This is a genomic window from Idiomarina sp. ST10R2A5 (assembly GCF_051842325.1).
Classification (GTDB): domain Bacteria; phylum Pseudomonadota; class Gammaproteobacteria; order Enterobacterales; family Alteromonadaceae; genus Idiomarina; species Idiomarina abyssalis.
In genome coordinates this window covers 228,073-253,274 of the sequence record NZ_JBNIEX010000004.1, presented here as the reverse complement: position 1 = coordinate 253,274, position 25,202 = coordinate 228,073, and the positions used below count along the sequence as shown (strand labels likewise).

The window sequence follows — 25,202 nt, the reverse complement described above, 5'->3', positions numbered from 1 at the left end:
ACAATTTTTCCGTTACAGGTATTTTAACAGAACCGGCTAAAGGTGATATACCCCCTGATAATCAGCCACTTCAACATCATAAGATGTGCGTTGCATTAAGCAGTCGCGAAAAGCCTCAAGAGCATCGAGTTCACCATGCACTAATTGTATCGGCGTATTGGGCTTTAATTCAGACTGCGCTAGCCAATCCAAAATCTCTTGGTAATCGGCATGTCCAGACAACCCTTCTAACGAACGTATTCGGGCTTTGACCGGTAGCCACTGGCCATGCAGCTTTATCGATTCAACCCCCTGCAGCATTTTAGCCCCACGCGTTCCTCCTGCCTGGTGGCCACTAAACAGAACCGTTGCGCGATGATCACCTAGCCAGCGCTTAAAGTGATGAAGAATACGCCCACCTGTCGCCATACCACTTCCGGCAATAATAATATGCGGTCCGGACTGAGAGGCAATAGCCTTAGACTCGTCAACTGAGCGCGTATATTCAACGGTACCAAAGGTTCTGGCACAATCAGAGTCAGACAAACGATGCAGCTGATGAAAGCGTTGATAAAGACCTGACACATTAATTGCCATAGGAGAGTCTAAATAGATGGGTTGTCTGGGTATTCGGCCTTCTTCCATAAGCTTGACTAATAAGTACTGCAACAATTGCGCCCTGCCGACAGAAAAGCTTGGAATTAGTAAAACACCACCAGCCTCAGACGTTTCTTTTACCACGGCAGCGAGTTGCTCTTCTGCATCTTCAGTTTCCTTGTGCAGCCGATCGCCGTAGGTGGACTCAAGCAATAGCAGATCTAAATCAGGTAAAGGTTCCGGCGGGTACATCATGATATCTTGTGGCCGCCCGACATCTCCTGAAAACCCAACTTTTTTGCCTTCTGCTTCTATAATAACGCTTGAAGCGCCCAGAATATGACCCGCCGGCTGCAAAGTGACCTTAATATCCCCTATTTCAAACTGCTGATGAAACTCAACGCCCTGAAATAGCTTCATAGCTGACTTTGCTGTAGCTTCATCGTATAAGGGTTCGGGCTTTTCGTGTCGACTTAACTTGTGTTTTCCCAGATACTTCGCATCTTCTTCCTGAATGCGTCCGCTGTCGGCGAGTAGAATATCGCAGAGTCCCGATGTTGCATGATGGGCAAAGACCGGGCCCCTAAAACCCGCTTTATACAGCACAGGAACAAAGCCAGAGTGGTCAAGATGTGCGTGCGTTAGAACCACACCATCCACTTGGTTTATCCCCATAGGCAGGGGCTGCCAGTTACGTCTACGTAGCCATTTGTAGCCCTGAAAAAGCCCACAGTCGATAAGAATTCGGGTGGAATCTGTTTCCACCAAATATTTTGACCCGGTGACGGTTTCCGCTCCACCTAAAAATACAATACGCATCAGTTCTCCCTGGCTATACAGTTTTTCCCACGCTTTTTGGCTACTAACAGCGCTTTATCAGCGCGGTCGATAGTTGCCATAATATGCTCATCCGGCACGACTTCAGCCACTCCAAAGCTACAAGAAAAGGCATGATTAGTACCCTCTAATCTCGCCCTGCTTATTTCCATTCGCAGCCTTTCAGCTGTTTCTTCCGCAAATTGCAGTGAACTTTCCGGCAGTAAAATCATAAACTCGTCACCACCAAAACGTCCGAGCAAGTCACTGCTTCTCAGCACCGAAGTAACGATATTTGTCACCTGCACAAGAGCGCAATCACCGGCGACATGCCCATAACTATCATTAATCTTTTTAAATTCATCCACATCGAACATGATCAACGAAAGTGGTTTATTTTGACGCTTACCCAAATTCATTAAAGCATCAGCACTCTGCATAAAATGTTCACGCGAAGCTGTTTTCGTTAATCCATCCTCAGAAACCTGCCGGGTCAGTAACTCGTTATGCGCCATGAGTGTCGGGACCGTTAATCCAAACCAGGCGCTTGCCGCAATTATTGTAACGGCAAACTGATACACAATAGCGTAGTCCATCAACCCTAAGATGCCGACAGAAAATGCCGTAATAGTGCTGAATAATGCTAATGATATGGCCGTATTTAAAGGCGACTCCGTATACGAAACCCACAGTAAAGGGAGAATCAGGAAGAATATTGAGAAAGCCGCTTCATCTTTGTTTGCGGTTGCCGTCAATATGAGGCTTAAACTCAACAAAGCCAGAATAAGCAGCAGTTTCCAAAGAAAAGAGCTCTGGTTACCGGTTTTTACCGTAAAGCTAAGCCCTCCAAGCCAATGTTCCAGTTGCGGATAACGCCAACTCATCAGAGCAATAAAAATCGGTGAAAGAACAATAACCCCGCTCATATCTCCTATCCACCAGGGCAGCCAGGTATACCAAATAGCGTCGGCTTCCAGCAGCTTACCTGAAATCATGACTTCGGTGCCCAACCAGGCGGCGCAAAATGATGAAAGCGCAGCAACACCAAGAAACGTCATTATGGTGCTGGCAAGCCCATAACTGCCCAGTCGAGTAAGCTTTGATCGCAACAGCCAGGCGCCTAAGAAATAAGGTAAGGTGTGAGCAAAACCAAAAAGAACGCCCGTAGTTAGCAACTCTTTAGCCGGAGTACCGTCTCCGTATAACTCCGAAACCCAGAAGGTAGTGACAACTCCGGCAATAAGAATGACCGGAAAGGCCCGCCAGCTCATAACCAGGAATGCGGCAAATGTCAGTCCCGCAGGGGGAAACCAGATACTCGCATGTGGTCCATATTCCATCACTGCCGCAATACGCCAAAGGAGTATCCAGACAACGACGAGTATCAGACTTCTAATAATAGTTTGAAGCAAAGCAACTACTGCATTTGTTGTTAATTGTTGACCTTACTGTTATCAAAAAACGTTCAAAAGGCAACCATTAGTCTATCTATTGACGAATAAAATTTATCCTGCTTCACTCAGAAGTAACAAGGAGTAAGAAATGACAGAGCACTACCCACAAGCCGAACAGTTTATGGCTAGCACCCATGAAGTAGAAAACCAGCCTAAACCATTAGAAAATTATAACCTTTATCTGGCCGATAAAGCTCTGCAGCAAGCTGTAGAGCGCGAAGGTGCCAGTTGGGTTTACTCCGACCTTATTGCTTTTGGCGAACTGGCAGGTAAAAAAGAAAGCATTGAACTTGGTTTCCAGGCTAACAAGTACCAACCCGAATTACGTACCCATGACCGCTACGGACATCGCATTGATCAGGTGGACTTCCACCCCAGTTATCATCAATTAATGACAACAGCAATTGAGCACGGGCTTCATGCCAGCCCATGGAGTGACCCGAAACCAGGAGCCCATGTCGCTCGCGCGGCTAAATATTACCTTCACACGCAGGTAGAAGCTTCACACGGCTGTCCTATTACCATGACCTTTGCCGCAATTCCGGCACTGAGGCATCAGCCTGGCCTATTCGAAGAGTGGGCCCCAAAAATTACCGCCCGTCAATACGACCCGAGAAACATTCCTCATACAGAAAAAAATGCCGTGACTATTGGTATGGCAATGACGGAAAAACAAGGAGGGTCAGACGTACGGCGTAACACTACACGGGCTTATCCGTTGACAACAGAAGGCTCCGGCCAGGTATACGAACTGGTTGGTCATAAGTGGTTTGTCTCCGCTCCCATGTGTGACGCGTTTTTAGTGCTGGCACAAACTCGTAGTGGCCTGTCCTGCTTTTTAGTTCCAAGATGGCGCCCTGATGGCTCAAAAAACCCTATCCAACTTCAGCAATTGAAACAGAAAATGGGCAATGCAGCGAACGCTTCAAGTGAAACGGAGCTTCGCGGTGCTTTGGGCTGGATGGTCGGTGAAGAAGGCCGAGGCGTTCGAACCATCATCGAGATGGTCGCAACCACACGTTATGACTGCATGATTGGCTCATCATCGGGTATGCGTCAGGCAACGGCTCAGGCGATTCATCACGCAAGTAACAGAGAAGCTTTTGGTGCCAGGCTTAGCGAGCAGCCACTGATGCAGAACTTATTAGCTGATCTGACACTTGAAAGCGAAGCTGCCATGACTTACATGATGCGAGTGGCTCGAGCAATGGATAACCAGGACAACGAGCATGAAAAACTGTTATCACGCATTGCTACGCCTGTTGGCAAGTACTGGATTTGTAAGCGAACGCCTAATCATGCCTATGAAGCAATGGAGGTCATTGGTGGGAGTGGCGTTATGGAAAACCACATTATGCCAAGACTTTTCCGTGAGTCACCCGTCAACGCTATTTGGGAAGGCAGTGGTAATGTTCAGTGTCTTGATATTCTAAGAGCCATAGAGAAACAGCCTGAGGTCCTGGATGCTTATTTCGCAGAATTGCAACGTGCAAAAGGCGCTGACAAAAGACTAGACCAGTTTATGATCAAGCTAAAAGAGGAGTTTAGTAACAGCCAAGCCCTACAATATCGAGCACGCACCATTGCTGATTCTATGGCCGTTGGCCTCCAGGCGGCGTTACTGGTTCAACATGCAACCCCGGAAATGGCGGACGCCTTTTGCGCGGGTCGGCTTGATGTTAATGGCGGGTTTAATTACGGCACACTACCCAGCGGGCTTAACTGCGCTGCGATTGTCGAAAAGGCCTCGCCAGCAGTCGAACAATAAGTTCACCAAATACCGCCAGTATTAACCCCGAAACCAGGCCAAACAAAATAGCACCGGGGTTCAGTCTTACGGTGTAAGAAAAGTCGCTTCTAACCTCTTGCTGAATATCTTCCACAGGTGTAAAAAACGCCTGTTGGTAGGCATTCCATGCATTTTGATTGAAATTTTTATGAGCTTTATTCAGCTGTTGGTAGCGTTGATAAATTGCACTGATACTCTGACCACCTTCCTGAAAAACTCTGTCGTCGCTGGCTTGATAATGGGCGATAAGTTCTTCAATGCTACCGTCAAAAAACTTTTCAGCCTCGTCGCGAAATTCATTAAGGCTGCGTTCAGACTCAATTAAATGTGCCTGTAAGCTTTTTCCATACTGATCGACAAAGCCGGGCAACTGTATTCCCGCCAATACACCGATAATCAGTAAAACCATTCGTAGATAGGATGTGAAGATTCCCATGGCCTCTCCTTAAAAGTCCTGAAACCACTTTAGAGTAGACCTTGAGTAACAATCAAACTTAATTACGTTTTATTACAGTTAATTGGTAAGCACGACCGCATTTTTACCCTCTTTCTTTGCCTGGTACATAGCCTTGTCTGCCCTCGCCATAATATCTTCTATGGTGTAATGCTCTGAAGGTTTATCACACTGGCACAAGCCAATCGACAAAGTTACCGGAAGTTTAGCATGGTCAATACCACTAACTAATTCACTGCGCATTCGCTGCATCATCTGCTGTGCATCATTAGCAGAAATCATTGGGTGTATGGTCGCAAACTCGTCGCCGCCAATGCGAGCAACATAGTCGGTATGGCGACTGTGCAATCGAATCAGTTGAGCAATTTTCTGCAGAACCTCATCACCAAAATGATGCCCGTGCTCATCATTAACGTCTTTAAAGTCATCCAAATCGATAAAGCTAACCGCGAAGGGCGTTCCATGTTCTGTCAGTTGCTCAATTTCATCCTGTAATTGTGCGGTAAAAGCTCTTCGATTCATAATGCCGGTTAAGTGGTCAGTCAGCGCCTGACGCTTTTCAAATTCCAGTTCCAGACGAATTTTATCTTCAGCTTTCTTTTGCAAAGTGTAGTCGCGTACTATGGCAATACCATACAGCTCACCTTCCAATTCGAGCTGATTAAGCATGATATCAACATGAAAAGTTGAACCGTCTCTTCGAATGGCTGAAAAGATTAACCCGTTTCCCATAGAGCGTCGCCCCGGGTGTTTGAAAAACGTCGCTAAATGCTGATCATGCCTTTCACGAACCTCTTCGGGAAGTAACTGGTTAAGGTGCAGCTCCAGCATAGAAGACGAGGAATAACGGAACATGGATGCTGCGGCCTGATTAACAGCAATAATTAAGCCCTTTCGATTAATAACAATAGCCCCGTCCGGAATCACTTCCAGAAACTCTATAAAGGTTTGTCTTACTTCCATTACTGGCTCCGCTCTTTGACCATATTTAAACGCTGCAATAGCATCCTTTTGCAACGGTATTAATCCATTCGGGAGCCTTCTTTTCCATTGAAACTAAAGGAATTAATGCTTCCACAAAACTACTTTCAGCTGTACAAAATGCACCATCGGCGTAAGGCCCAAGGTAAATTAATTCTGATGACTCATTAAACATAATAATGGCTGGTGTTGCAGGAACGAACCTTTTTAGTTCACTGAATTGATCTATATCAATGTTGTAGTTTCTGCCACCTGACTCCGCTACTTGCCGCTTTACGCTACTGGTATGTCCGGCACTGCGCCAATTACAGTTACAACTTTCTGAGCTAATATGGAAAACGCTTCCGCTTACTGAAAACCCTTTATTTACCAGTTCAGTAACCAAAGATTGAGCTAATTCGCCATTATTGCCCAACTCAAGTAATTGACTCTTTTCATCAAACCAGACCAAACGCTGTTCCAGTAAGTAACTCAAGCCCCAGAGAACTAATGCAAACCAGGCAAAAATGGTCACAATAAGCCAACGAGTTCGGGCTTCTCCTGATAGCTTAGTCAACAATAAAGCGCCCTACTTCTGAGTCCAGTTGAGTCGAAACTGTTTTTAGTGATGTGGCGTTTTCCTGCCCGTTCAGCAACAATTGTGTTTCTGTTTCAGACAACTCTCTCATTGTCTGCGCTGAGCGAGAGATATCTTCACTAGCTTTTCTCTGCTCTTCGGTAGCAGCTGCGACTGAAATAACCTTTTGAGCCACATCATTAATACGTTGAGCAACGGTTTTCATTGAAGTGCCTGACTCCTCTGAATAGGTTACCGCTTCATCAATTTGCTGAACACAAGCATCCATTGAGCTCACCGCTTCAGCAACTTCAGTGAGTATATTCTGACTAATTTGGCTAATTTGTTCAGCATTTTTTCCTGTAGTGGAGGCTAATGACCTTACTTCGTCAGCTACCACGGCAAAACCACGACCTTCTTCACCCGCTCGGGCGGCCTCAATAGCCGCATTCAGAGCCAGTAAGTTGGTTTGCTTGGTAATATCGTTAATGGCTCCGATAACATCGGATATTTGATGGCACTGCTTGTCCAGGGTTTTCAACTTGTCGTTGGTGGCAAGAACATTGGCTTTTAAGGAGCTTATAGAACCAGCTGCAGTTTCAGCGACATTTGCCGCATTCTCCGAGCGGTCAATTGACTCTTCCGCCGACATTTTAGCTAAATTAGCTTGCTCTGAAATACTGCTAATAGTAACGGCCATTTCCTCAATTGCGCTGGCTATACTGTCAACCTCTTGCGAGCTGTTCTGCCGGCTCTTGATAAGCTCTTCGCTCTCCTTAGACAACGCACCCGACACATCCTGAACCCGTCGGGATAAACTGCGAGTACTTTGAATATTCTTCCGGAATTGATTCAGTAAGTTTTTAAAAGCAGTAACTTCATCTGTTGTACCGCTGACATCGACCATCAGATTTAATTTATCCGACTGCTTAACGATATCGGCAATGCTGTTACGTAATGTCTGTGCACTAACCGCTTCGGTATCGCTTTGTTTGGCTATAACACAAAGTACTGCCCCCTCAGCTACAGCAAAGCCTGCATGAATAGCGAGAATACCTAAGGTCACGTAACCCTCAGCAAAGATATAAACGTCGGCACCGTTGGACTGCAGTACAAAAAATAAAATGTGATGTACGGCAACCACCCCGACACTGGTTACCACAATCATCCAGTCCCGGTAATAAATAAGAAATGCCATTACCACAAAAATTTCAAAGTGCATTTCAACCAGACCCATGGTCTGATCGATATGAACCGCCGTAATTAATTGAATCGCGGCGGCTATAACATGCCTTGTCAGTTTACTTTGGCCTGAGGCTCTAATAAGAAGCAAAGGTAAAGAAACAATAAGTAATGACAAGACGACAGGAACAAACCAGTCGCCAGTAAGAAAAGCAATAACAAAGGTGATCAGTAACTGAGCAAGCAGAACACCAGTGAAAACTCGGTTAGCGGAGTCGACCCAGGGGCGGTACAACATAAAAATTCCTCTAAACACCCTAAACTCAGGGTAAAGCGGCGCGAATAATGCGCTCACTTTTTCATCAAAGCAAGAAAAAGTTACCTTAATACGCCTGTTTCTAAATAAAGGTTTACTGCCGTCTGTGATACAATGCTAAAAAGCCACATAAGTGTGGTGTCGACTATTATAACTCCCGGAGCTTCATGTCCACAGAACAAAACCAAACCTCATTCCAGTCATTGGGATTGAGCGACAATATACTACGCGCCGTTACTGAATGCGGTTATACCACCCCTACTCCAATTCAACAGCAAGCCATTCCGACAGTCATGGCCGGCCACGACTTGTTAGCAGCTGCGCAAACAGGTACCGGCAAAACAGCAGGTTTTACGCTTCCTTTGTTGCACAAATTGTCGCAAACAAAAACCGACGGTAAGCCTGTTATTAAGGCGTTAATTTTGACACCAACCAGAGAGTTGGCGGCACAAGTTGAAGACAACCTCAACACCTACGCTAAATATACCGGCCTTAAGTCTTTAGTGATTTTTGGTGGTGTAGGTATTAACCCACAAATTAACGCATTGCGACGCGGTGTCGACATTCTTGTCGCCACGCCAGGTCGTTTGTTGGATCACAGTCGTCAGGGAACGGTAGATTTAAGTAAAATTGATGTATTGATTCTGGATGAAGCTGACCGGATGCTGGACATGGGCTTTATTCATGACATTAAAAAAGTCATGAAACTCATTCCGGAAAAACGCCAGACGCTGCTGTTTTCTGCAACCTTTTCAAGTGAAATAAAAGCTCTGGCTCAACAGTTTATGCAACAGCCAAAGTTAGTTGAAGTTGCCAGGCAAAATGCGGCAGCAGATACCATTCAGCAGCGCGTTTACCCTGTTGATAAGAAGCGTAAAAGAGAGCTAATCAGTTACCTGATAGGAAGTCGTAACTGGCGGCAGGTTCTTGTGTTTACACGAACTAAGCACGGGGCTAACCGACTCGCAACACAGTTAACGGATGATGGTCTGCCTGCAATGGCTATTCACGGCAATAAAAGCCAGGGCGCCAGAACCAAAGCATTAGCGCAATTTAAAGCCGGAAAATTACGAGTATTAGTTGCAACCGATATTGCTGCACGTGGTATTGATATTGACGAACTGCCGCACGTGATTAATTTTGAACTACCTCAGGTAGCTGAAGACTACGTGCACCGTATTGGCCGTACAGGCCGTGCCGGAAGTGAAGGTGAAGCAGCGTCACTGGTCTGTGTGGACGAGCATAAATTGCTACGTGACATAGAAAAGCTGACTAAAAATGAAATACCAAAAGAACTGATTCCAGGCTTTGAGCCAGACCCGAATATAAAGCCGGAACCCATTCAAAAGCCACGAACCGGAAGGCCTCAAAACTCACGCCGTGCACCTCGCCAAAAGCGGCCAGACACACGACGTTAATTTACTAACCAGGTTTACCGGCCAAGTAACGGGGTTTGGGCTTTACTTTAAAAAGTCCAGGCCTCCGGTGACCGCAGCAACCTGAGCTTCTATACATTGCTCCGGGGTTGCTTTCGGGCTGTCCGGATAAACCTCTGTTGTAGTAGCATACTCAGCCTTACTAAAGCTAATACATAAGCCCATTTTTGCTGTTGGCAATAAAATAAGACCACGCTGGGCAATATCTTCACCTATTAGCTTATTCTCTTCGTCAGCATCGGCAATGTGCGTAACTTTTTCTACCGAATCCAGTACCGCCTTTTGAAAGTCAGGGTAAGGCTTTTCAGAGTTTCCAACTAAATAGAAGCCGTCAGGAATATTCCAGTTGGTGTTCACCTTTCCGTCCATTGCCGCCTTTGCGGGACGAAACTCGCTGTTATCGGTATCGGTTGTTTCGTGCAGATCAATGTGAGCCAGAATATCCACACCTAAGCCAGCAATGTAATTCATAATGTTTGCACATTCACCGGCAGGCGAATCGGCTACAAACGAGCGGTTAGGATCAATAGCCGCAGGATTCCAACGGTTAATGGTTTCATAGCCCCATGGGCTCAAACAGGGTGCAACCACCACATTAAAGTCTGTTTGATACTCATTGGCTTTAGCCTCTATAAACCGCAGTGCTCCATGAACACCACTAGTTTCATAACCATGCACACCACCAGTCACTAAAACCGTTGGTTTGCCCGCATCCCAGTGTTTAGTTCTGACCACAAACAAAGGATAAGTATCGCTTTCGTACGCAAGTTCACCATATTGCTCTACGTCGAAGTTCGCTTTAAAAGTTTCTATTTTGCTGACAACATCATCAAAGTAAGAACGCTTTTTGCTTTGCTCAGCTAACCATTGCGCTTTTTCTTCAACGCCCCAAGGGGTACCCGGTGTTCCTATATGGTAAATCGTTTCTTGCGTCATAGTTCGATCCTATTCATTAAAACCAGGTCACTATAGTATCAAAATATTTAACTCGTATCGTGCCCACTAAGCCGCTTTCGACGACGCTTTATCGTTTGATTTTGATGACTCAACTTTTTCCGCAGATACTTTCTCGGTTTTTGGTTTCTTTGGCTTTTTAGCACCTAAAGCTATGAGAACATTTTCTCGTTCTTTCGCCAAAAACAGTGCCATATCCTCAAGCTGCTGTTCATCAGTGAAAAGCTCGCTGTCTTTAATAAGAGGATTCAGGGCCTCAGCCATATCCAAAATTTTATCGTGCGCATCGGCTTCTGCTTTTGAAGTGAATGTCATTTTCTCGGCTCCGTCGCGAATAACTACATACTGGGTTACTACAGCCATGGTATGGTCCTTTGCTGATGTGTAAATATACTGTTTATTTGTACAGTAAAGTCATAGAGATTGCAATAGCTGCTGCATTCGATAAACTGCGCAATCCTAACCGATTCAACTAATACAGGAAGCAAACCTGATCCATGACTCAGTTCTCTAAAGCACAGGTTCAACTGGCCATTTTTGCCATGGCAGTTGGCAGTTTTGCTATTGGCATTGGTGAGTTCGTCATTATGGGATTGCTACCTGACGTTGCTGCTGACTTCAACACTGACACCCGACAAACCGGCCATCTGATCAGCCTTTATGCGCTGGGTGTGGTTATCGGCGCACCGCTCATTACTATTTTATTCGCGGGTTTTCCGCGCAAACCCATGTTGCTGGTGCTGTTGCTTGCTTTCGCGCTCGGTAACTTTGCCAGTGCATCAGCAGAAAGCTACCCCTTGCTTCAGGTTTTGCGGTTCCTAACCGGTTTACCTCATGGTGCCTATTTTGGTATTGCATGTCTTGTCGCCGCCGACATGGTTCGTAAAAATCAACGAGGTATGGCTGTAACCATGGTAATGATGGGGCTGACTGTAGCAATTTTAGTCGGTAACCCCTTAGCAACCTGGCTTGGGCAACTTATCGACTGGCGCACGGTTTACCATACAGTCGGCGCTTTAGGACTTCTAGCCCTGGTCATGATTTTATTTGTAGTGCCAAAACACCCTAATGAGAAAAGAACCTCGGCAAGGGGTGAAATGAAGGCTCTGCAGAACCCTCAAGTCTGGCTTACGCTAGCCATAGGCGCCATAGGTTTCGGCGGTATGTTTGCGGTATTAAGTTATATAGCCCCAACCCTAATAAACGCCACAGGTCTTGCTCCGCACTGGATCCCTGTTGCTTTATTAATATACGGAATAGGCTCTTTGGCAGGTAGCTTAGTCGGAGGCTGGGCGGCCGACCGCAATTTGAAACTGACTATTGGTGGCTCTTTGTTGTGGTCAGCAATTGTACTGGCGATTTTCCCGTTAACATTGCAAAGCCTCTGGACCGTCATGCCAATGGTGTTATTACTGGGTAGCGCGGCGGCTCTGGTTCCGGCGCTTCAGGTACGTTTGATGGACGTTGCAGGTGAAGCACAGACTCTGGCGGCGTCATTGAACCATTCAGCTTTCAACGCCGCAAATGCCTTAGGGGCCTGGCTGGGCGGGCTGGCCATTATTTCCCCTCTCAGTTGGCAAGGCACAGGCTGGGTCGGCTGTGCACTGTCTATTGTCGGTTTACTGCTGTTTTGGATAACCAAGAAGCACAGCCGTAAAGTACCTGACATTATGAGTCTTTAGAGCGCCCCTCGATATCCAGTTCTTCTAGTTTCTTATCGGGCTTGGCATAAGATAAACGCGCCGCCCGTTGAGTACTGTGATAACCATCCAGACCCGAAATGGCCATGGTCCCTAAAGATTCAATATCAATATAGCCGTCACTTTTCACCGCCTTTTCCTTAACTTCGACCCACCGAATTTCACCTACGATTAATGCCGTGTCGTTATGCTGTATAGGGATAACCTCCACCAGTTGCATGCCAATTCGCAAGGCACTTTCAGCAACATGTGGGGCATGAAAACCGTCTTCAAATTCTGGTGTAAGACCACAGGCTTCAAACTCTGAAACTTCCCGGTCGTACCGTGCTGATGTCTGGTGAGCTTTCCGGAAAAACTCTTCACTCACCTGATTAATGGTGTAAACACCACTCTCTTCAATATTTTCCCAGGTGTGCCGGGTTGCCGATTTGGGGCGCATGACAAAGCCAAGCAACGGAGGGTTACTCCCTAAGTGCACGACGGAGCTTATCATTGCTAAGTTATTCTGTTGATGCCTGTCACGGGTACCTACCACATTCGCACTTTTAAACCCGGACAAACAATTAACAAAACGCGCTCTCTCTGTATCGTCCATGTTTGCTAGATCTTGCTGCTTGTAAGTTTTCATTGAAGCTCCAGGTTTATTGTTTTGTAAGTTGCTTATACGCATTATTTTTTGATTACGATCGTTTACAAATAACTTATTGCGAACTATTATCATTTGCGTTAGCTTGTTTAATTAAAGCCGAGCAAAGGATGCAAAATGACAAACACCTATAAAAACTATTTTAATAGTCAGGAACAGTTAAAGACTGCAAGTTCACTCCTCAACAGCAAAGACTATGAGTCTGCGGCTGCTTACCTTAAGCGGGCACGCGAGTCAGCAAAACAGGTATTTAACGAGCCAGTACTTGCCGCTAACGCAGTTCAAAGCTACACAACAAGCTCCATTTTATTAATAGCGACTTATATTCGACGTCATCAGCAACTGCCAGCATACGAATTTCAACAGGACAGTACCAAACAACTCATCCAATGGTTAAATAACACCAACTCAAAATCATTAGCTGACCTTTGCCACTACTGTCATCAATTGCTTATTACTGGCTGTCAGCATTCTCGTTGTCTTGGGCACTGTTTACAGCAACTTGAGGAGCACGGCTATGCACAGGAACAAACCTAATCGCTTACAAGTTTCAGTGAGTAAAGAACAACTTAAGAAATTATTACTGGAAAAAAAATTAGTCGCCAGCGACATCCGTTGCTGCGATTACTGCAGTCAATGCGAGCTCAAGCAGCTCATACTTGAGTGTGCCCGAATAAATTGCTCAGGTTCGCTACAAAAATTTGGAAACTAAAACTCTTTTTTCCGAAGCGCTTTTTTATAACCTTGCTGCTTTTTACTCGTCAAGCGCCTCTCTTTGGCAGAGCGGCTGGGCTTTGTGGGAATACGTTTTTTTTGAACCTGTGCAACGCTGCGAATTAATTCAATCAACAGCTCCAGCGCCAGCTCTCGGTTACGGGCTTGGCTCCGTGTTTCCTGACACTTAATTATGACCTTGCCACTTTGGGTAATACGATGGTCTGACTTTTTTAGCAAGCGCTGCTTGTAGAAGTCCGGTAACGAAGAGGCCTGAATATCAAAAATGAGTTGAGCCGCAGTAGCGACTTTATTGACGTTCTGGCCCCCCGCACCACTAGAACGGATGAACTGCCACTCTATTTCGTGCTCTGCAAATTCAACGCGCTGTGAAACTCTGATCATTTTACTTTGCGGGTTCTATGAAGTTATCAATGCCTTCCTCTTTTAAAGCGTCCAACGCTTCTACCAGGGCATCATCTTCCTTTTCAAATTCATCTTCCCAAAGAGTCGAGTTGTTATTCTCATCGACAATCTCCAAAATCCAGCCACTGTCTTCAGTGCGATAAATATCGATTTCTACGGTTTTACCGTCAACACTGTAATTTTGCGTATTTTTGCTTTGAATGACTTGCTGTTCTTCGCTCATAAGTAAGCTCTCTGTCCGTCGGGCTGGGGGAAGCAGTCTATCATTATTCAGCTTCCCTCGAAGGAATTTTTATAACGCTTTCAGTACATCTCGTACAAAGTCATGCTCGTTAAACCCCGGCTCTCCCGCAATATCATAGCCACGACGAACAACCACTAAATTCTCTGACGGAATAACCACCAAAAATTGTCCCCGGTTTCCTCGCGCCGCAATAGTGTCATCGGGTAATTCAGGGAAACGTTCGTTATAAAGCCACCATTGCGCTCCGTATCCAGGAGAGTTCTCCGGCGGCTGAGCCGGTGCCGGCATACTGATATACTCAAGCCAGCCTTCGGGTAAAATTTGCTCGCCCTGCCATTGACCCTGTTGCAAATGCAAAACACCCAGACGAGCTAAATCACGAGACGTGGTCCACACCTGCGACGATAAAATAAAATCGCCACGCCAGTCGGTTTCGGCAAAGGTATGATTCATTCCTACTTTTTCCAGCAGTGCCTTATACGGAAACTTCAGATACTCTTCTGTGCTGTCAAAGCGCTCATGCAGGGCTCTTAAAGCCAACATAGTGTCATTATTCGCGTACTTCCAGCGACTGCCCGGAGCCACTTCAAGTGCGGTTTCAGTGGCAGTATCACTGACTAACCCTCCCCCCATATAAACGCGGTCGGTGCGGTTGCCCGCTTTATTGCTGTCCAGACCAGATGCCATATGCAATAAGTTTTCCAGTGTAATATGCCGGCGGGGATCAAGCGGGTGCGACCAATTTGAAATACCGGCAGCTTCATCTGGCTTTATCTTGTCTTGCTGAACTGCCGCTCCGATAACACTGGCACCAATACTTTTTGCAACTGACCAGGTGCGCTGCGCGGTTTCAGGTGTAAAACCCTCGATATAACGTTCTGCAATAATTTCATCAGGCGTCGCAATTAAAACAGCAGAAGTGCGAGCCCCAGAGCCGTACTTTTTGGTAAATGCCTGTTGCAGAACTGACTCTAATTGAGCATTACTACTGACTGAATTAACCTCAGCCTTTTGCTTCCAGGGCTGGCCGTTGTCTTTTCCGGCCTTCTTATGACCACTGAAAGGATCAGCAACAAATTTTACGTCATCAACACTTGCGCCAACCGGCAAATCGACACAACCGAGCTTCGGTCGCCAGACAGATATCCGCTCGCGGTTACCGTTATCATACGGCACTCGTACCCAGTGGTTTTGTTTATCAACTCTGGGCTCCATTTGTGCCACGCGATCAGCAATTAACGAATAAATGCCACTTAACTCATGCTCTCGAATTTGCTCCATGGACTTATCGCCATTAAAGATCGCACTGCAAGTAAAGCCTGCGGTATACCCGGCAGCATAGGCACTTAATGTCGTGTCTGTTTCCTCTGCCTGTGTCACCGCTGTGGCCAATAACCCACTAGCTAAAGTTATTTTTAGTGTCTTATTCATTAATTGCTCACCTGTTTCTACGTATAGATACTTCAATGTACGAGCATGCCTAACAAGAAGCAAACCGGCAGAGTCATCCAAATGTTAAAAATTATGGTATATTACGGCGCAACTATTTACCCAAGCAGGATAACTTTATGGCAGCTTTTGGCACTGTATTTATGCCGCAAATGACTTTGGCAACTTTCGAAAACTCAAACTGGAGTTCGCCTGAGCTAGTCTCCTCTGACAGCATACAATTACACCCCGGTGCTCATGTTCTGCACTATGCGAGCACCTGTTTTGAGGGGTTAAAAGCGTTTCGCCATGAAAATGGTTCAATAAACCTCTTTAGAATGGACCGCAACATAGAGCGTATGCAACAAAGCAGCCAGTTGCTTTCCTTACCGGCTTTTGATGCAAGCTTCCTGCAGAAAATGATTACCGATGTGGTTAAACATTTTCACAACGACGTGCCCAAACCGCCTGGCTCAATGTATATACGCCCTACTCATATAGGCACCGAAGCAGCCATTGGTAAAGCGGCCTCCCCGACCAGCTCATCCATGCTCTATGTGCTCCTTTCACCTGTTGGTGACTATTTTGCCAGCGGCGACCAGACCCTGCGTTTACTGCTTGAAGAAGATGGTTCGCGTTGCGCTGCCCATATGGGAATGGTGAAAAGTGGCGGTAACTACGCCAGTGCATTGCAGCCAATTTTGCAAGCACGTGCTTCTGTAAACGCCGATCAGGTTCTGTTTTGCCCCAATGGCGACGTACAGGAAACCGGAGCAGCTAATTTCTTATTAATTGACGGCAACGAAATTATCACCAAGGCACTGGACAGCAGTTTCTTACACGGTGTCACCCGAGACTCCATTCTGACTATTGCCCGCGATATGGGCATGACGGTTTCGGAGCGCGAGTTGAGCGTCGATGAATTACTTGAACGTGCGGCCAAACCGGAAAGCGAAGCTGCTCTATCCGGAACAGCAGCGGTACTGGCGCCTGTTGGAACTTTAATTCATAAAGGAAAAGAAATTCCGGTCGGCGATGCAAGCCCAGGAAAGACGACACTGAAGCTGCGCAAAGCGCTGAACGACATTCAATGGGGTAAAGCTGAAGACAAACATGGTTGGTTAACGCAAATCTAATTTTTAGCTGGCACAACAACCCATTCAGGATCTTCAAACTCGCCTAATGGTGTTATTTCACAAAACGGCGCGGCGCTACGAATAATCTCAGCAACCTTTTGGTTATGCTGACCTTCCATAGCGTCTCGCTGCTCCTTACTGTCCCACGACGCTATTGCAATTAGCGTTTTATCATCACCAATTTTGCGATGTAACTCTGTGCCTCGGGCGCCCGGGGCCTGCTGAATAATCTCACTAGCCCGAACCCAAGCGTCTGCATATTCTTCTGCCGTATGACCTTCCTTAATACGAACTTGAAAAATATATTTCATATATCTCCTTTAAGCTTATTGTTTACGCTTTTTCTCTGACTTAATCATCTTTATATAGAAGAAAACAGCATAAAAAGCACACATCCCAATAACAATAGCCAAGCCGCTAAAAGAAAAAAATATTACCGGATCTTTGAAAAAATCTTGCAATAAATTCATGGTTATTTCCCTTGTTTGAATTCTTAATTTCAGTTTATTCAAACTCGGGAATAACGATGTTGATCTCAATCAAAAACAATAATAACACTGCTTTTTATAGGGCTTTATTTACCTTAGCTAAATATCAAGAACTAAGAGCTTTTTCGCTCTGTAAAGCCATGTAAATAAATTTGCTTATATTCCTATTAGCGTCTTTGCTTAGTAATAGGCTTTCACAAAAACACGAGGGTATTATGAGTAACAATCAAGCTAGAACCGAAGAAGCAGTAAATAAATCAGCAAATAAAGCTCACGACACCATCGATAAAGTTGCCGATGCTGCAAAGCACGCTTCAGATAGCATTGGTGAAAAAGGTCATGATCTTAAGGTGACTCAAGAAAAGTGGTTAGAAACCGCAACGGACTACGTTAAAGAAAACCCCATTAAGTCGTTGGGAATTGCGGCAGCAAGTGGCTACCTATTAAGTAGGCTATTTAGTGACCGCTCGTAATCAAACGGAAGCGAGCGAAGCCGAAGGGTTGCTTCAGCAAGTTCGCGCACTGCAAAGTGAAGTACGCGGCGTTGTTAGAGCACAGCTCCAGCTTGCAGGTATGGAAGCCCGCCGGGCTGGAGAAAGCTTCGTTCGCATGGTCGCGTTTGCCGTTATTGCCAGCTGCTTAGTTTTGTCAGCTTGGGGCGCGCTAGTGGCCGCTGCCGTAGCTGCTGTTGTAAGTAACGGCATTCTGTCCCTGACTACAGCACTTATTATTGTTGCTGCGTGTCATTTAGCCATTGCGCTTTATCTTATAAGACGTATAAAGCAGAACAGCCGCAATCTGCTTTTTTCTAAAACAAGCAGCAATCTTTAATGGAGGCTTTATGACTTCAAGCCTTGATGATCAAATTGCGCAATTGGAACAAAACCTTAAAAATCGCAAGCTGGCGTTGAAGGTTCGCTCCTGTCAGGTAGTTTCTACAACCTGTGACAAATTATCCTCCCCTACGGCTCTTTGCTTTGCCGTTGGTACAGGTTTCTTTATAGGGGAACTATCAGACAGACCGCAACAAATGGAACCAAAAAAACAGGGCAAGTCAAAGTCGGGAGCAGCGTTAAAAATATTAAGAATTATCACGGGTGTACAGACTGCAGCCAGTTTTGCAAAACATCTGTAAAGATGACCGTAAAGTCGTAAATATGTAGCTATAGTGTTTGTGGTAACGATTTTCAATAACAGGAGGTTATCTATGAAAAACTTCAAGACGGCACTACCAGCAAGTTTAATCGCACTTTCAATGCTAACGCTTTCTGGCTGTAGTGAAGCAGAAACTGAAAAAGCTGAATCTAAAGCTGAAAGCGCAATGCAGGAAACGGAAGAAAAAGCTAAAGAAGCAAAAAGCTACACTGAGCAAAAAGCGAAAGACGCTGGCGAATATGTTGATGACGCTGTTATCACTACTAAGGTTAAAGCAGTTATCTTTGAAGATGACAACCTAAGCAGTATGGACATCAATGTTGAAACAAATAACGGTATTGTTCAGTTATCAGGCTTTGTTGACGATGAAGCTAATATTGATACAGCAGAAAATCTGGCTGCTACCGTAAAAGGTGTCAAAGACATCGAGAACGATATTCAGGTTCGCGAAGAACAGTAATTATCGTTTATTTAAAACCCCCTGAATAAAAGCGGCCTTTTTAAGCCGCTTTTTTATTGCCTTGAAACTAGAACGTGTCGAAGAATACTGTTAATTTTAAAACATAATAACTATCATAAAAGCGATACCATGCTAGACGATACTTTTAGCAATCAACCAATATTACCTGACAACCTTCCAAAGGTAAGCTCGCAGGCGTTTACTCCGCTAAGCCCAATGTACATGAAAGTCAATTTAATGTGCCGCTTAACCTTTTGGTTAATTGTGGTTAGCGCTCTCTTGAGCCTTTACTGGCAACCCTGGTTTGTTCTCCCAAAGACTCTTGAACTTTACTTACCACAGCTGCAGTTAGCCGCTGGCATTTTCGGCTTATTGACTTCCGCTTACGGCATTATTGCTGATAAAAACAAAGGTTATGCTCTACGTGAGCATGACTTCAGTTACCGTAGCGGAGTCATTTTTAAATCTGTTGTCAGTCAACCAATTCTGCGTATACAGCATGTAGAACTTAAGCATGGGCCTATTGATCGGCATTTTGGTTTATCTAACTTGGAAATTTTTAGTGCTGGCGGTTCCATGCATACCTTTGCAATACCCGGTTTACCAGAAGAAAAAGCCCGTGAACTTCGTTCCTACGTATTAACTCATAGTGATATAGCTGAGAATGACTAACTATCAAGGCCAATGGCTAAAACTATCACCAGTTGCCATTATTTACTTTGCAGTACAGTTCGTAAAAGACGTTGGTAACAATCTTATTTACTTATTACCGGCTATTCTTGTTGGCTATAATCAATTTTCTGAAAATGGTTTAGCGATTATTTCTGGCCTGGCGGCTTTACTGCTGTTTGTTGCAATAAGCGCTCTGCTAAAGTTCTACTTCTATCAATACCGATTAACTGACGGGCGCGTACAAATTCACTCTGGGGTCTTTCAAAAGAACCATATCGACCTGCCTTTTGAACGTATTCAAAATGTTCGCTTTGAACAGCCTATTTTTTACCGGCCTAGTAACCACGTATGTATGCTGTTGGATACGGCAGGCTCAAGTAAGCTCGAAGCAAAAATTATTGCGTTATCGAAAGGTATTGCGGAGTCTCTTAAGCAGGAAATTCTCTCCCACAAAGCAGAGCAAACTTCTAATGCAGAAACCGAAAACACTGAGGCTGAGCAAGAGCAACTTTTAAACTCTCGCTCAGTTCAGGACTTAGTTATCCACGGGCTTGCCAGCAACCGAATTTGGATTGTGTTAGGTGCTTTAGCACCTTTCTTTAATTCCCTCTCAGAGAAGTTTATTGCGGGTATAGAAAACCTCGGGGTCGATGTTGATGCTTTAATGGCTTCCTCCCAGTATGCTTTTTGGCAATACGTGCTGTTCTTTCTATCAATCGCTTTTGTAGTAATTGCTTTTATGGCGTTAATTTCCATCTTAGGTTCAGTCATTACTTTCTATGGCTTCAAGTTAACCCGGAGCAATGATCGCTATATTCGCCGTAACGGCTTTTTTACTCGCCATGAAGTTGTCATGAAGTTATCCCGTCTCCAGATGATTGTTTACCAACAAAATTGGCTTGACCGCATACTCCAAAGAGTTAACTTAAAGTTTGAACAACTAGGAGCGAGCCTTGATCGCCAATCCGCAGGAACATCCGGTGGGAAAATCATGGTGCCTTCTGTCACCCTGGGCGAAGCTAACGATTTAGCAAGCGATGCCTGGCCCGAAAATAAACTAAGCGCCATCAATTACCATCCGGTTAGCAAACGTCTGGCCATCAGAAACACGCTTATTGCCTTCTGGTTACTAATACCTCTTGCTACCGCTTTCATTTACTTTGATCAGGCAGAGCTTTCAGTCGCCGCTGGCGGACTTTTTATCTTAACCACTGGCCTCGTCATACTCAGTTGGAAAAGATGGGGTTACGCAATGGACGAGCAGTTTATCTACATAAGGAAAGGACTCATTGGCGTCAATTACCGATGCTTCCCAACTCATAAAGTGCAACAAACTCAATTGCATCAAAGCTGGTTTATGAGGCGCTTTCAATTGTGTTCCGTCAGGCTGGTACTGGCTTGCGGAGGTCAGACACTGCCATTCATTAAAAGGGCAACTGGAGAGAAATACATAGACACCTGTCTGTATCAGGTAGAAGCCTTGAGAAAGTCCTGGATGTAAAACCCTATTAATTCTCTCTTAAATTATTCGACACTAAGAAGACAACTCGGTGATATTTTATGGAAATCCCTTTCTCACAAGCCTGTGAAAACAATAAAAACCCAATACTTGGGATTCTGGAAGTCGCTTTTGCTAACGCGTCAAAAGTTTTAGAAGTTGGCAGCGGTACGGGGCAACATGCCGTCTACTTCGCCAGAAAGCTCTCTCATTTAGAATGGCAGGCAAGTGACCAAACGGCTTACTTACCGGGAGTAAAAGCCCGAATTGAAAAAGAAGGGGTACCAGGTCAGCCTTTGCCGGTTGAGTTCGATGTGTTTCAGTCTGCACCTGATGGACAGTTCGATGCCTTATTCACTGCAAATACTTGTCACATTATGCCCAAAGAGGGTGTCGAAGCGCTGTTTAATCACTTAGGGGACAAGCTTAAGTCAGTAAAGCTTTTATGTATTTATGGACCGTTTAATGAGAACGGGCATTTCACCAGTGACAGCAACCGTGCGTTTGATCAGTCTTTGCGTACTCGTGACAGCCAAATGGGAATACGTGATAAACAATGGATTGCAAAGCTTGCCAGCCAGCATGGGTTCCGTTTGAAAAACACCCATACTATGCCGGCAAACAATCAACTTCTGGAGTTTCAGCGTTAACTCTTAACGCGCAGGCCTATTTGGTATTGGGGACAATGCGTAATTCAACACGACGGTTTAATTGACGACCGCTCTCTGTATCGTTGTCCGCAACTGGCATACTCTCGCCGTAACCTTCTGTTGTCACACGGCGCGAGTCCACGCCACTTCCAACTAAGTGATTGCGTACAGCTTTAGCACGGTTTAACGACAATTGCTGGTTATACTCTGCGGACCCTGTGCTGTCGGTATGGCCTTCTATCAGCATGGTGGTTTTCTCATACTTTTGCAGAACCCGGGCAACATCGTCCAGTACCGGATTGAAGCTTTGAGAAATGTTCGCACTGCCTGTGGCAAACGTAATGTTACTTGGCAGCTGCAAACGAAGGTTATCGCCATCACGTATCACTTTCACACCACTGTCAGCCAATTCTTCCCTGAACTCTTCTTCCTGCTTATCCATATAAGAACCAATAGCTCCACCTGCCAGTGCGCCAACAGCCGCCCCCCAGACATAGCGACTTTTATCGTGATCACCCGTTCCTTTACCAAGCAAGGCACCCGTCACAGCACCTATCGAAGCACCTTTTTGGGTGTTGCTCATATTTTCACAGCCCACAAGCGCTAACGATGACATTGTCATAGCCAAAACTAATTTTTTCATACCATTACTCCTTTAAGTGGTTAATGCCTGAAAACTAGCATGCTTTAGTATAGACGCTTATAAGATTTGCGGATTCTTTACTAAGCGTTTCACCTTGGTACTCAGCAGTGGTAACTTTAGGGTAAAGTTGTAACCTGTAGATATTCATTACTATGACAATAACTGACCCTACCCAGGCTCGCGAAGCTCTGATGGAGTTTCTGCATCGGAATGCACCGGTCACGATCATTACAGGTGCCGGTATAAGTACCGACTCTGGCATTCCTGACTATAGAGATAGTGACGGCGAGTGGAAACGGACACCTCCGGTTCAGCATCAGGACTACATGCGCAGCGAAGCTGTTCGAAAAAGGTACTGGGCGCGCAGTTTGTTTGGCTGGCCAGTTCTATACCACGCTCAACCTAATTCCGCGCACCACGCTATTACCCAGTTGCAACAGCAGAAGCTCATTAGCCATATTATTACGCAAAATGTTGATGGTCTGCACCAAAAAGCCGGCGCGAAAAACGTGATTAACCTGCATGGGTACGCTAACGACATGGTCTGTATGAGCTGCCAGCAGGTTACTCCAAGACTGGAAATGCACGAACGCAGCCTGAAAATGAACCCAGATTTTGCTGCGCTTGAAGCGACCGCCGCACCGGACGGAGATGCAGACTTAGAAGCTGACTTTGATCAGTTCAACGTCGCCAATTGCATGAGCTGTGGCGGAATTCTTAAACCCGATGTTGTCTACTTTGGTGATAACGTTCCCCGACCACGCGTCGAAGAAGCCCAAAACGTATTAAAGAACAGTAATGGCCTGCTCGCTATCGGAACTTCACTTATGGTGTTTTCAGGTTACCGTTTTGCACGACAGGCCTACCAAAATAACCAGCCTATAGCCTTATTAACGCTGGGTAAGACTCGAGCTGACGAGATAGCTGACATAAAACTGAACTGCTCAATCAAAGACGTATTGCTATGACTTACGAGCTTCCCAAAGACAATATCAGTTTATTTGAATTGAGGAAGAAAGCTTAATGTTTCTTCCTCGTTAGTACCAGAAAAACTTATTGCATTAGGGCTTTCTGAATAGAGTCGTCTAAAAAAATTGACTCAAAACGATGCTTATAGATGCTCTGCATTTCATTTGAAATAAGCCCGTTACCTACATCATTCTCGCCTTTAAAGCTTCGATTGGTTTTCTCTTCGCCGTCTTTTCCGAGAACAATAACGTCCACGTCGTACCAGGAGCTATCGGAAAAGGCGTGGTAGTCGTATTTCCACTCATTCAGAGCAATAATAACTGATGGCTGCTCTTGCTTTGCCAGTGCCTCTTTAATACTGCCAACGCTCATTGAATGAGAGGTCAGATAAGCTTCGGCGTTTACACCCTGCTTTTTAAACCCTGCAACTAACCGATCTGTTAAGTATTCAGACATGGGCTGTCGGTTGTAGGTGTACTGCGAGTAAGGAATTCCAAAACTTGAACGCAAAAGCCCTTCAAAGCTTGGCGCTTTATCGTTATTCAAAACATATTCTCGCTTATCAACCACAGCTATTGAAACCGACTCAAGTTCATTCGGTGTATTTACGGCAGGAGCCGCTTGCTCAGCCGTCATTATCGAGGTACAGCCCGACAAATAGAAACTCGCAACGGCTAACGCAATCAACTTTCCAATTTTAAACATTTATTTTCCTTAATTATTAAATACTAAAAACGGTATTTCGAGGTTATCCGTGAAGCCCTCAAAAAAGCCGCGCCAATAGTATACTAATAACTAATTGTTATAAATATGGTGTCGACTGTATATTTTAGTTTTTAGTGATAAGCTACGGGTTGTTCATTAAAAACTTTGCTTGATTTAACGGAGCGGTGTCATGAAAGCAGTGATTTTAGATAGCGATAGTTTGGGTGAAGGCGTTGACTTATCCCCTATTAAAAATCAGGTCGGCGAGCTCGTTTGCTACCCTCTCACCTCGCCTAATCAAGTCAATGAACGTATTCAAAATGCCGATGTCGTTATTACCAACAAAGTTGTGCTGAACGAGGCTTCTTTAAAGAAGGCAGAGAAGTTAAAGCTCGTTTGTGTGCTTGCCACAGGCATGAATAATGTCGACTTAAAGGCCGCCGAGAAGCTTGGTATTCCAGTTAAAAATGTTGAGGCTTACGGAACACCCAGTGTGGTTCAGCACACATTAATGATGATGCTGTCGTTGGCAACAAAGATGCCGGTTATGCAAAAGCGTATGGCCGCTGGCGACTGGCAAAAGTCCCCTTTATTTACTCTGCTTGATCCGACAACGTTTCAACTTGAGCGTAAGCGTCTGGTTATTGTCGGCTCGGGTGAACTCGGACAAGCGGTAAAAAAACAGGCTGAAGCATTGGGTATGCGCGTGACCTTTACCGCACGACCGGGTAAAACAAACGACTCGCGCCCAAGTTTTGATGAACTCTTGCCTGAAGCCGACGTTATTTCATTTCATTGCCCGCTAACCGACGAAACAAAAGGCTTGCTTAACCGCCAGAATATCAAGCACTGCCAGCCTCATGCTTTAGTCATTAATAATGCCCGGGGTGGTGTCGCAAACGAGCACGACGTGCTGGACGCATTACGGAAAGGCCAAATTGGCGGCTATGCAACGGACGTTCTTCCACAAGAGCCGCCAAAAGACGGTCATCCGTTGCTAGATGCGTTAAATGAGCCCTTGAACCTCATTTTAACGCCGCATAACGCCTGGACCTCTCCAGAAGCACGACAACGCATTATTGAGTTAACGGCTGAGAATATCTCAGCATTAACGTGATAACCCTCTTACTATTGATAACGGCTTAACTCGTGAA

Annotated in this window: 30 protein-coding genes; 14 read left to right on the top strand and 16 right to left on the bottom strand. The window is 45.3% G+C overall.

Annotated elements, in window-relative coordinates; all coding sequences use genetic code 11:
- Positions 1-36: 36 nt before the first annotated feature.
- A complete protein-coding gene (locus tag ACP7FG_RS07475) occupies positions 37-1,395 on the bottom strand; it encodes an MBL fold metallo-hydrolase RNA specificity domain-containing protein (protein ID WP_271331494.1) in 1,359 nt (452 codons plus the stop codon).
- Positions 1,395-2,804 carry a diguanylate cyclase gene (locus ACP7FG_RS07470; RefSeq protein WP_439226002.1) on the bottom strand — a complete coding sequence of 470 codons (1,410 nt, stop codon included), beginning with the start codon at positions 2,802-2,804 and terminating at the stop codon, positions 1,395-1,397. Before ACP7FG_RS07470 ends, ACP7FG_RS07475 begins: the two co-directional genes overlap by 1 nt.
- Positions 2,805-2,934: 130 nt before the next feature.
- Between ACP7FG_RS07470 and ACP7FG_RS07465 the strand changes: the two genes are divergently transcribed.
- The gene (locus ACP7FG_RS07465) at positions 2,935-4,614 is read left to right on the top strand and encodes an isovaleryl-CoA dehydrogenase (RefSeq protein WP_439226001.1); all 1,680 of its coding nucleotides are present in this window, start codon (positions 2,935-2,937) and stop codon (positions 4,612-4,614) included.
- On the opposite strand, the gene ACP7FG_RS07460 is transcribed toward ACP7FG_RS07465, so the two are convergent.
- The 4 genes from ACP7FG_RS07460 to ACP7FG_RS07445 form a co-directional block, all read right to left on the bottom strand.
- A complete protein-coding gene (locus tag ACP7FG_RS07460) occupies positions 4,565-5,071 on the bottom strand; it encodes a DUF2937 family protein (protein WP_439226000.1) in 507 nt (168 codons plus the stop codon). The two genes, ACP7FG_RS07465 and ACP7FG_RS07460, sit on opposite strands and share 50 nt — an antisense overlap.
- Positions 5,072-5,149: 78 nt before the next feature.
- A complete protein-coding gene (locus tag ACP7FG_RS07455; RefSeq protein WP_439225999.1) occupies positions 5,150-6,052 on the bottom strand; it encodes a GGDEF domain-containing protein in 903 nt (300 codons plus the stop codon).
- A 25-nt stretch (positions 6,053-6,077) separates the two neighbouring features.
- Positions 6,078-6,626, bottom strand: a complete 549-nt coding sequence (locus tag ACP7FG_RS07450; protein WP_439225998.1) for a DUF6436 domain-containing protein — start codon at positions 6,624-6,626, stop codon at positions 6,078-6,080.
- On the bottom strand, positions 6,619-8,106 hold the full coding sequence (locus ACP7FG_RS07445; protein ID WP_439225997.1) for a methyl-accepting chemotaxis protein: 1,488 nt from the start codon (positions 8,104-8,106) through the stop codon (positions 6,619-6,621). Before ACP7FG_RS07445 ends, ACP7FG_RS07450 begins: the two co-directional genes overlap by 8 nt.
- Before the next feature lie 185 nt (positions 8,107-8,291).
- Here ACP7FG_RS07445 and ACP7FG_RS07440 point away from each other — a divergent pair, with 185 nt between their 5' ends.
- Complete coding sequence (locus ACP7FG_RS07440) at positions 8,292-9,542, top strand: DEAD/DEAH box helicase (RefSeq protein ID WP_439225996.1); 1,251 nt, start codon at positions 8,292-8,294, stop codon at positions 9,540-9,542.
- Positions 9,543-9,584: 42 nt separating this feature from the next.
- Here ACP7FG_RS07440 and ACP7FG_RS07435 read toward each other — a convergent pair whose 3' ends face one another.
- Both ACP7FG_RS07435 and ACP7FG_RS07430 read right to left on the bottom strand, forming a co-directional pair.
- Positions 9,585-10,496, bottom strand: a complete 912-nt coding sequence (locus ACP7FG_RS07435) for a M14 family metallopeptidase (RefSeq protein ID WP_439225995.1) — start codon at positions 10,494-10,496, stop codon at positions 9,585-9,587.
- A 66-nt stretch (positions 10,497-10,562) separates the two neighbouring features.
- Positions 10,563-10,877: a YebG family protein gene (locus ACP7FG_RS07430; RefSeq protein WP_054487283.1), complete on the bottom strand. Its 315-nt coding sequence runs from the start codon at positions 10,875-10,877 to the stop codon at positions 10,563-10,565.
- A gap of 134 nt (positions 10,878-11,011) precedes the next feature.
- Here ACP7FG_RS07430 and ACP7FG_RS07425 point away from each other — a divergent pair, with 134 nt between their 5' ends.
- Positions 11,012-12,196, top strand: coding sequence for an MFS transporter (locus tag ACP7FG_RS07425; RefSeq protein ID WP_439225994.1), 1,185 nt, complete (start codon positions 11,012-11,014; stop codon positions 12,194-12,196).
- Here ACP7FG_RS07425 and ACP7FG_RS07420 read toward each other — a convergent pair.
- Positions 12,183-12,842 carry a flavin reductase family protein gene (locus ACP7FG_RS07420; RefSeq protein WP_439225993.1) on the bottom strand — a complete coding sequence of 220 codons (660 nt, stop codon included), beginning with the start codon at positions 12,840-12,842 and terminating at the stop codon, positions 12,183-12,185. The two genes, ACP7FG_RS07425 and ACP7FG_RS07420, sit on opposite strands and share 14 nt — an antisense overlap.
- A gap of 135 nt (positions 12,843-12,977) precedes the next feature.
- On the opposite strand from ACP7FG_RS07420, the gene ACP7FG_RS07415 reads away from it, so the two are divergent.
- Positions 12,978-13,397 (top strand): hypothetical protein, encoded by a 420-nt coding sequence (locus tag ACP7FG_RS07415; protein ID WP_439225992.1) that lies wholly within the window; start codon positions 12,978-12,980, stop codon positions 13,395-13,397.
- 171 nt (positions 13,398-13,568) lie between these two features.
- Here the strand turns inward: ACP7FG_RS07415 and arfB are convergent, their stop codons facing one another.
- The 3 genes from arfB to ACP7FG_RS07400 all read right to left on the bottom strand — a co-directional run bounded on the left by arfB (position 13,569) and on the right by ACP7FG_RS07400 (position 15,675).
- The gene (arfB, locus tag ACP7FG_RS07410; protein WP_439225991.1) at positions 13,569-13,979 is read right to left on the bottom strand and encodes an alternative ribosome rescue aminoacyl-tRNA hydrolase ArfB; all 411 of its coding nucleotides are present in this window, start codon (positions 13,977-13,979) and stop codon (positions 13,569-13,571) included.
- 1 nt (position 13,980) lies between these two features.
- Positions 13,981-14,223 (bottom strand): hypothetical protein, encoded by a 243-nt coding sequence (locus ACP7FG_RS07405; protein ID WP_439225990.1) that lies wholly within the window; start codon positions 14,221-14,223, stop codon positions 13,981-13,983.
- Positions 14,224-14,292: 69 nt separating this feature from the next.
- Positions 14,293-15,675 (bottom strand): serine hydrolase domain-containing protein, encoded by a 1,383-nt coding sequence (locus ACP7FG_RS07400; RefSeq protein WP_054487271.1) that lies wholly within the window; start codon positions 15,673-15,675, stop codon positions 14,293-14,295.
- Between the two features lie 137 nt (positions 15,676-15,812).
- Between ACP7FG_RS07400 and ACP7FG_RS07395 the strand changes: the two genes are divergently transcribed.
- Positions 15,813-16,808, top strand: a complete 996-nt coding sequence (locus ACP7FG_RS07395; protein ID WP_054487269.1) for a branched-chain amino acid aminotransferase — start codon at positions 15,813-15,815, stop codon at positions 16,806-16,808.
- Here ACP7FG_RS07395 and ACP7FG_RS07390 read toward each other — a convergent pair.
- Both ACP7FG_RS07390 and ACP7FG_RS07385 read right to left on the bottom strand, forming a co-directional pair.
- Complete coding sequence (locus ACP7FG_RS07390) at positions 16,805-17,119, bottom strand: antibiotic biosynthesis monooxygenase family protein (RefSeq protein ID WP_439225989.1); 315 nt, start codon at positions 17,117-17,119, stop codon at positions 16,805-16,807. The two genes, ACP7FG_RS07395 and ACP7FG_RS07390, sit on opposite strands and share 4 nt — an antisense overlap.
- 15 nt (positions 17,120-17,134) lie before the next feature.
- Positions 17,135-17,278 (bottom strand): DUF3149 domain-containing protein, encoded by a 144-nt coding sequence (locus ACP7FG_RS07385; RefSeq protein WP_439225988.1) that lies wholly within the window; start codon positions 17,276-17,278, stop codon positions 17,135-17,137.
- A 233-nt stretch (positions 17,279-17,511) separates the two neighbouring features.
- On the opposite strand from ACP7FG_RS07385, the gene ACP7FG_RS07380 reads away from it, so the two are divergent.
- From ACP7FG_RS07380 to ACP7FG_RS07350, 7 genes are all read left to right on the top strand, one after another.
- A complete protein-coding gene (locus ACP7FG_RS07380) occupies positions 17,512-17,769 on the top strand; it encodes a DUF883 family protein (RefSeq protein ID WP_439225987.1) in 258 nt (85 codons plus the stop codon).
- Positions 17,756-18,127 (top strand): phage holin family protein, encoded by a 372-nt coding sequence (locus ACP7FG_RS07375; RefSeq protein WP_199494717.1) that lies wholly within the window; start codon positions 17,756-17,758, stop codon positions 18,125-18,127. Before ACP7FG_RS07380 ends, ACP7FG_RS07375 begins: the two co-directional genes overlap by 14 nt.
- A gap of 10 nt (positions 18,128-18,137) precedes the next feature.
- Entirely contained in the window at positions 18,138-18,431 is a 294-nt protein-coding gene (locus ACP7FG_RS07370) for a hypothetical protein (RefSeq protein ID WP_439225986.1), read from the top strand.
- A gap of 72 nt (positions 18,432-18,503) precedes the next feature.
- On the top strand, positions 18,504-18,911 hold the full coding sequence (locus ACP7FG_RS07365; protein ID WP_439225985.1) for a BON domain-containing protein: 408 nt from the start codon (positions 18,504-18,506) through the stop codon (positions 18,909-18,911).
- A gap of 129 nt (positions 18,912-19,040) precedes the next feature.
- Entirely contained in the window at positions 19,041-19,583 is a 543-nt protein-coding gene (locus ACP7FG_RS07360) for a PH domain-containing protein (protein ID WP_439225984.1), read from the top strand.
- Positions 19,576-21,084 (top strand): PH domain-containing protein, encoded by a 1,509-nt coding sequence (locus ACP7FG_RS07355; RefSeq protein ID WP_439225983.1) that lies wholly within the window; start codon positions 19,576-19,578, stop codon positions 21,082-21,084. Before ACP7FG_RS07360 ends, ACP7FG_RS07355 begins: the two co-directional genes overlap by 8 nt.
- 59 nt (positions 21,085-21,143) lie before the next feature.
- Complete coding sequence (locus ACP7FG_RS07350; protein ID WP_439225982.1) at positions 21,144-21,731, top strand: DUF938 domain-containing protein; 588 nt, start codon at positions 21,144-21,146, stop codon at positions 21,729-21,731.
- Positions 21,732-21,747: 16 nt separating this feature from the next.
- Here ACP7FG_RS07350 and ACP7FG_RS07345 read toward each other — a convergent pair whose 3' ends face one another.
- Positions 21,748-22,374 (bottom strand): OmpA family protein, encoded by a 627-nt coding sequence (locus ACP7FG_RS07345; RefSeq protein WP_054487254.1) that lies wholly within the window; start codon positions 22,372-22,374, stop codon positions 21,748-21,750.
- Positions 22,375-22,526: 152 nt separating this feature from the next.
- Here ACP7FG_RS07345 and ACP7FG_RS07340 point away from each other — a divergent pair, with 152 nt between their 5' ends.
- Positions 22,527-23,342, top strand: a complete 816-nt coding sequence (locus ACP7FG_RS07340) for an NAD-dependent protein deacetylase (protein WP_439225981.1) — start codon at positions 22,527-22,529, stop codon at positions 23,340-23,342.
- A gap of 85 nt (positions 23,343-23,427) precedes the next feature.
- Here ACP7FG_RS07340 and ACP7FG_RS07335 read toward each other — a convergent pair whose 3' ends face one another.
- On the bottom strand, positions 23,428-24,048 hold the full coding sequence (locus ACP7FG_RS07335; RefSeq protein WP_439225980.1) for a hypothetical protein: 621 nt from the start codon (positions 24,046-24,048) through the stop codon (positions 23,428-23,430).
- 190 nt (positions 24,049-24,238) lie between these two features.
- Between ACP7FG_RS07335 and ACP7FG_RS07330 the strand changes: the two genes are divergently transcribed.
- Complete coding sequence (locus ACP7FG_RS07330) at positions 24,239-25,165, top strand: D-2-hydroxyacid dehydrogenase (RefSeq protein WP_439225979.1); 927 nt, start codon at positions 24,239-24,241, stop codon at positions 25,163-25,165.
- Positions 25,166-25,202: the final 37 nt, after the last annotated feature.

What these genes read in the sequence shown, in the direction of transcription:
- ACP7FG_RS07475 (WP_271331494.1), bottom strand. Translation starts at nt 1,395, where the DNA reads ATGCGTATTGTATTTTTAGGTGGAGCGGAAACCGTCACCGGGTCAAAA.
- ACP7FG_RS07465 (WP_439226001.1), top strand. Translation starts at nt 2,935, where the DNA reads ATGACAGAGCACTACCCACAAGCCGAACAGTTTATGGCTAGCACCCAT.
- ACP7FG_RS07460 (WP_439226000.1), bottom strand. Translation starts at nt 5,071, where the DNA reads ATGGGAATCTTCACATCCTATCTACGAATGGTTTTACTGATTATCGGT.
- ACP7FG_RS07455 (WP_439225999.1), bottom strand. Translation starts at nt 6,052, where the DNA reads ATGGAAGTAAGACAAACCTTTATAGAGTTTCTGGAAGTGATTCCGGAC.
- ACP7FG_RS07445 (WP_439225997.1), bottom strand. Translation starts at nt 8,106, where the DNA reads ATGTTGTACCGCCCCTGGGTCGACTCCGCTAACCGAGTTTTCACTGGT.
- ACP7FG_RS07440 (WP_439225996.1), top strand. Translation starts at nt 8,292, where the DNA reads ATGTCCACAGAACAAAACCAAACCTCATTCCAGTCATTGGGATTGAGC.
- ACP7FG_RS07435 (WP_439225995.1), bottom strand. Translation starts at nt 10,496, where the DNA reads ATGACGCAAGAAACGATTTACCATATAGGAACACCGGGTACCCCTTGG.
- ACP7FG_RS07430 (WP_054487283.1), bottom strand. Translation starts at nt 10,877, where the DNA reads ATGGCTGTAGTAACCCAGTATGTAGTTATTCGCGACGGAGCCGAGAAA.
- ACP7FG_RS07425 (WP_439225994.1), top strand. Translation starts at nt 11,012, where the DNA reads ATGACTCAGTTCTCTAAAGCACAGGTTCAACTGGCCATTTTTGCCATG.
- ACP7FG_RS07420 (WP_439225993.1), bottom strand. Translation starts at nt 12,842, where the DNA reads ATGAAAACTTACAAGCAGCAAGATCTAGCAAACATGGACGATACAGAG.
- ACP7FG_RS07415 (WP_439225992.1), top strand. Translation starts at nt 12,978, where the DNA reads ATGACAAACACCTATAAAAACTATTTTAATAGTCAGGAACAGTTAAAG.
- arfB (WP_439225991.1), bottom strand. Translation starts at nt 13,979, where the DNA reads ATGATCAGAGTTTCACAGCGCGTTGAATTTGCAGAGCACGAAATAGAG.
- ACP7FG_RS07405 (WP_439225990.1), bottom strand. Translation starts at nt 14,223, where the DNA reads ATGAGCGAAGAACAGCAAGTCATTCAAAGCAAAAATACGCAAAATTAC.
- ACP7FG_RS07400 (WP_054487271.1), bottom strand. Translation starts at nt 15,675, where the DNA reads ATGAATAAGACACTAAAAATAACTTTAGCTAGTGGGTTATTGGCCACA.
- ACP7FG_RS07395 (WP_054487269.1), top strand. Translation starts at nt 15,813, where the DNA reads ATGGCAGCTTTTGGCACTGTATTTATGCCGCAAATGACTTTGGCAACT.
- ACP7FG_RS07390 (WP_439225989.1), bottom strand. Translation starts at nt 17,119, where the DNA reads ATGAAATATATTTTTCAAGTTCGTATTAAGGAAGGTCATACGGCAGAA.
- ACP7FG_RS07385 (WP_439225988.1), bottom strand. Translation starts at nt 17,278, where the DNA reads ATGAATTTATTGCAAGATTTTTTCAAAGATCCGGTAATATTTTTTTCT.
- ACP7FG_RS07380 (WP_439225987.1), top strand. Translation starts at nt 17,512, where the DNA reads ATGAGTAACAATCAAGCTAGAACCGAAGAAGCAGTAAATAAATCAGCA.
- ACP7FG_RS07370 (WP_439225986.1), top strand. Translation starts at nt 18,138, where the DNA reads ATGACTTCAAGCCTTGATGATCAAATTGCGCAATTGGAACAAAACCTT.
- ACP7FG_RS07365 (WP_439225985.1), top strand. Translation starts at nt 18,504, where the DNA reads ATGAAAAACTTCAAGACGGCACTACCAGCAAGTTTAATCGCACTTTCA.
- ACP7FG_RS07360 (WP_439225984.1), top strand. Translation starts at nt 19,041, where the DNA reads ATGCTAGACGATACTTTTAGCAATCAACCAATATTACCTGACAACCTT.
- ACP7FG_RS07355 (WP_439225983.1), top strand. Translation starts at nt 19,576, where the DNA reads ATGACTAACTATCAAGGCCAATGGCTAAAACTATCACCAGTTGCCATT.
- ACP7FG_RS07350 (WP_439225982.1), top strand. Translation starts at nt 21,144, where the DNA reads ATGGAAATCCCTTTCTCACAAGCCTGTGAAAACAATAAAAACCCAATA.
- ACP7FG_RS07345 (WP_054487254.1), bottom strand. Translation starts at nt 22,374, where the DNA reads ATGAAAAAATTAGTTTTGGCTATGACAATGTCATCGTTAGCGCTTGTG.
- ACP7FG_RS07340 (WP_439225981.1), top strand. Translation starts at nt 22,527, where the DNA reads ATGACAATAACTGACCCTACCCAGGCTCGCGAAGCTCTGATGGAGTTT.
- ACP7FG_RS07335 (WP_439225980.1), bottom strand. Translation starts at nt 24,048, where the DNA reads ATGTTTAAAATTGGAAAGTTGATTGCGTTAGCCGTTGCGAGTTTCTAT.
- ACP7FG_RS07330 (WP_439225979.1), top strand. Translation starts at nt 24,239, where the DNA reads ATGAAAGCAGTGATTTTAGATAGCGATAGTTTGGGTGAAGGCGTTGAC.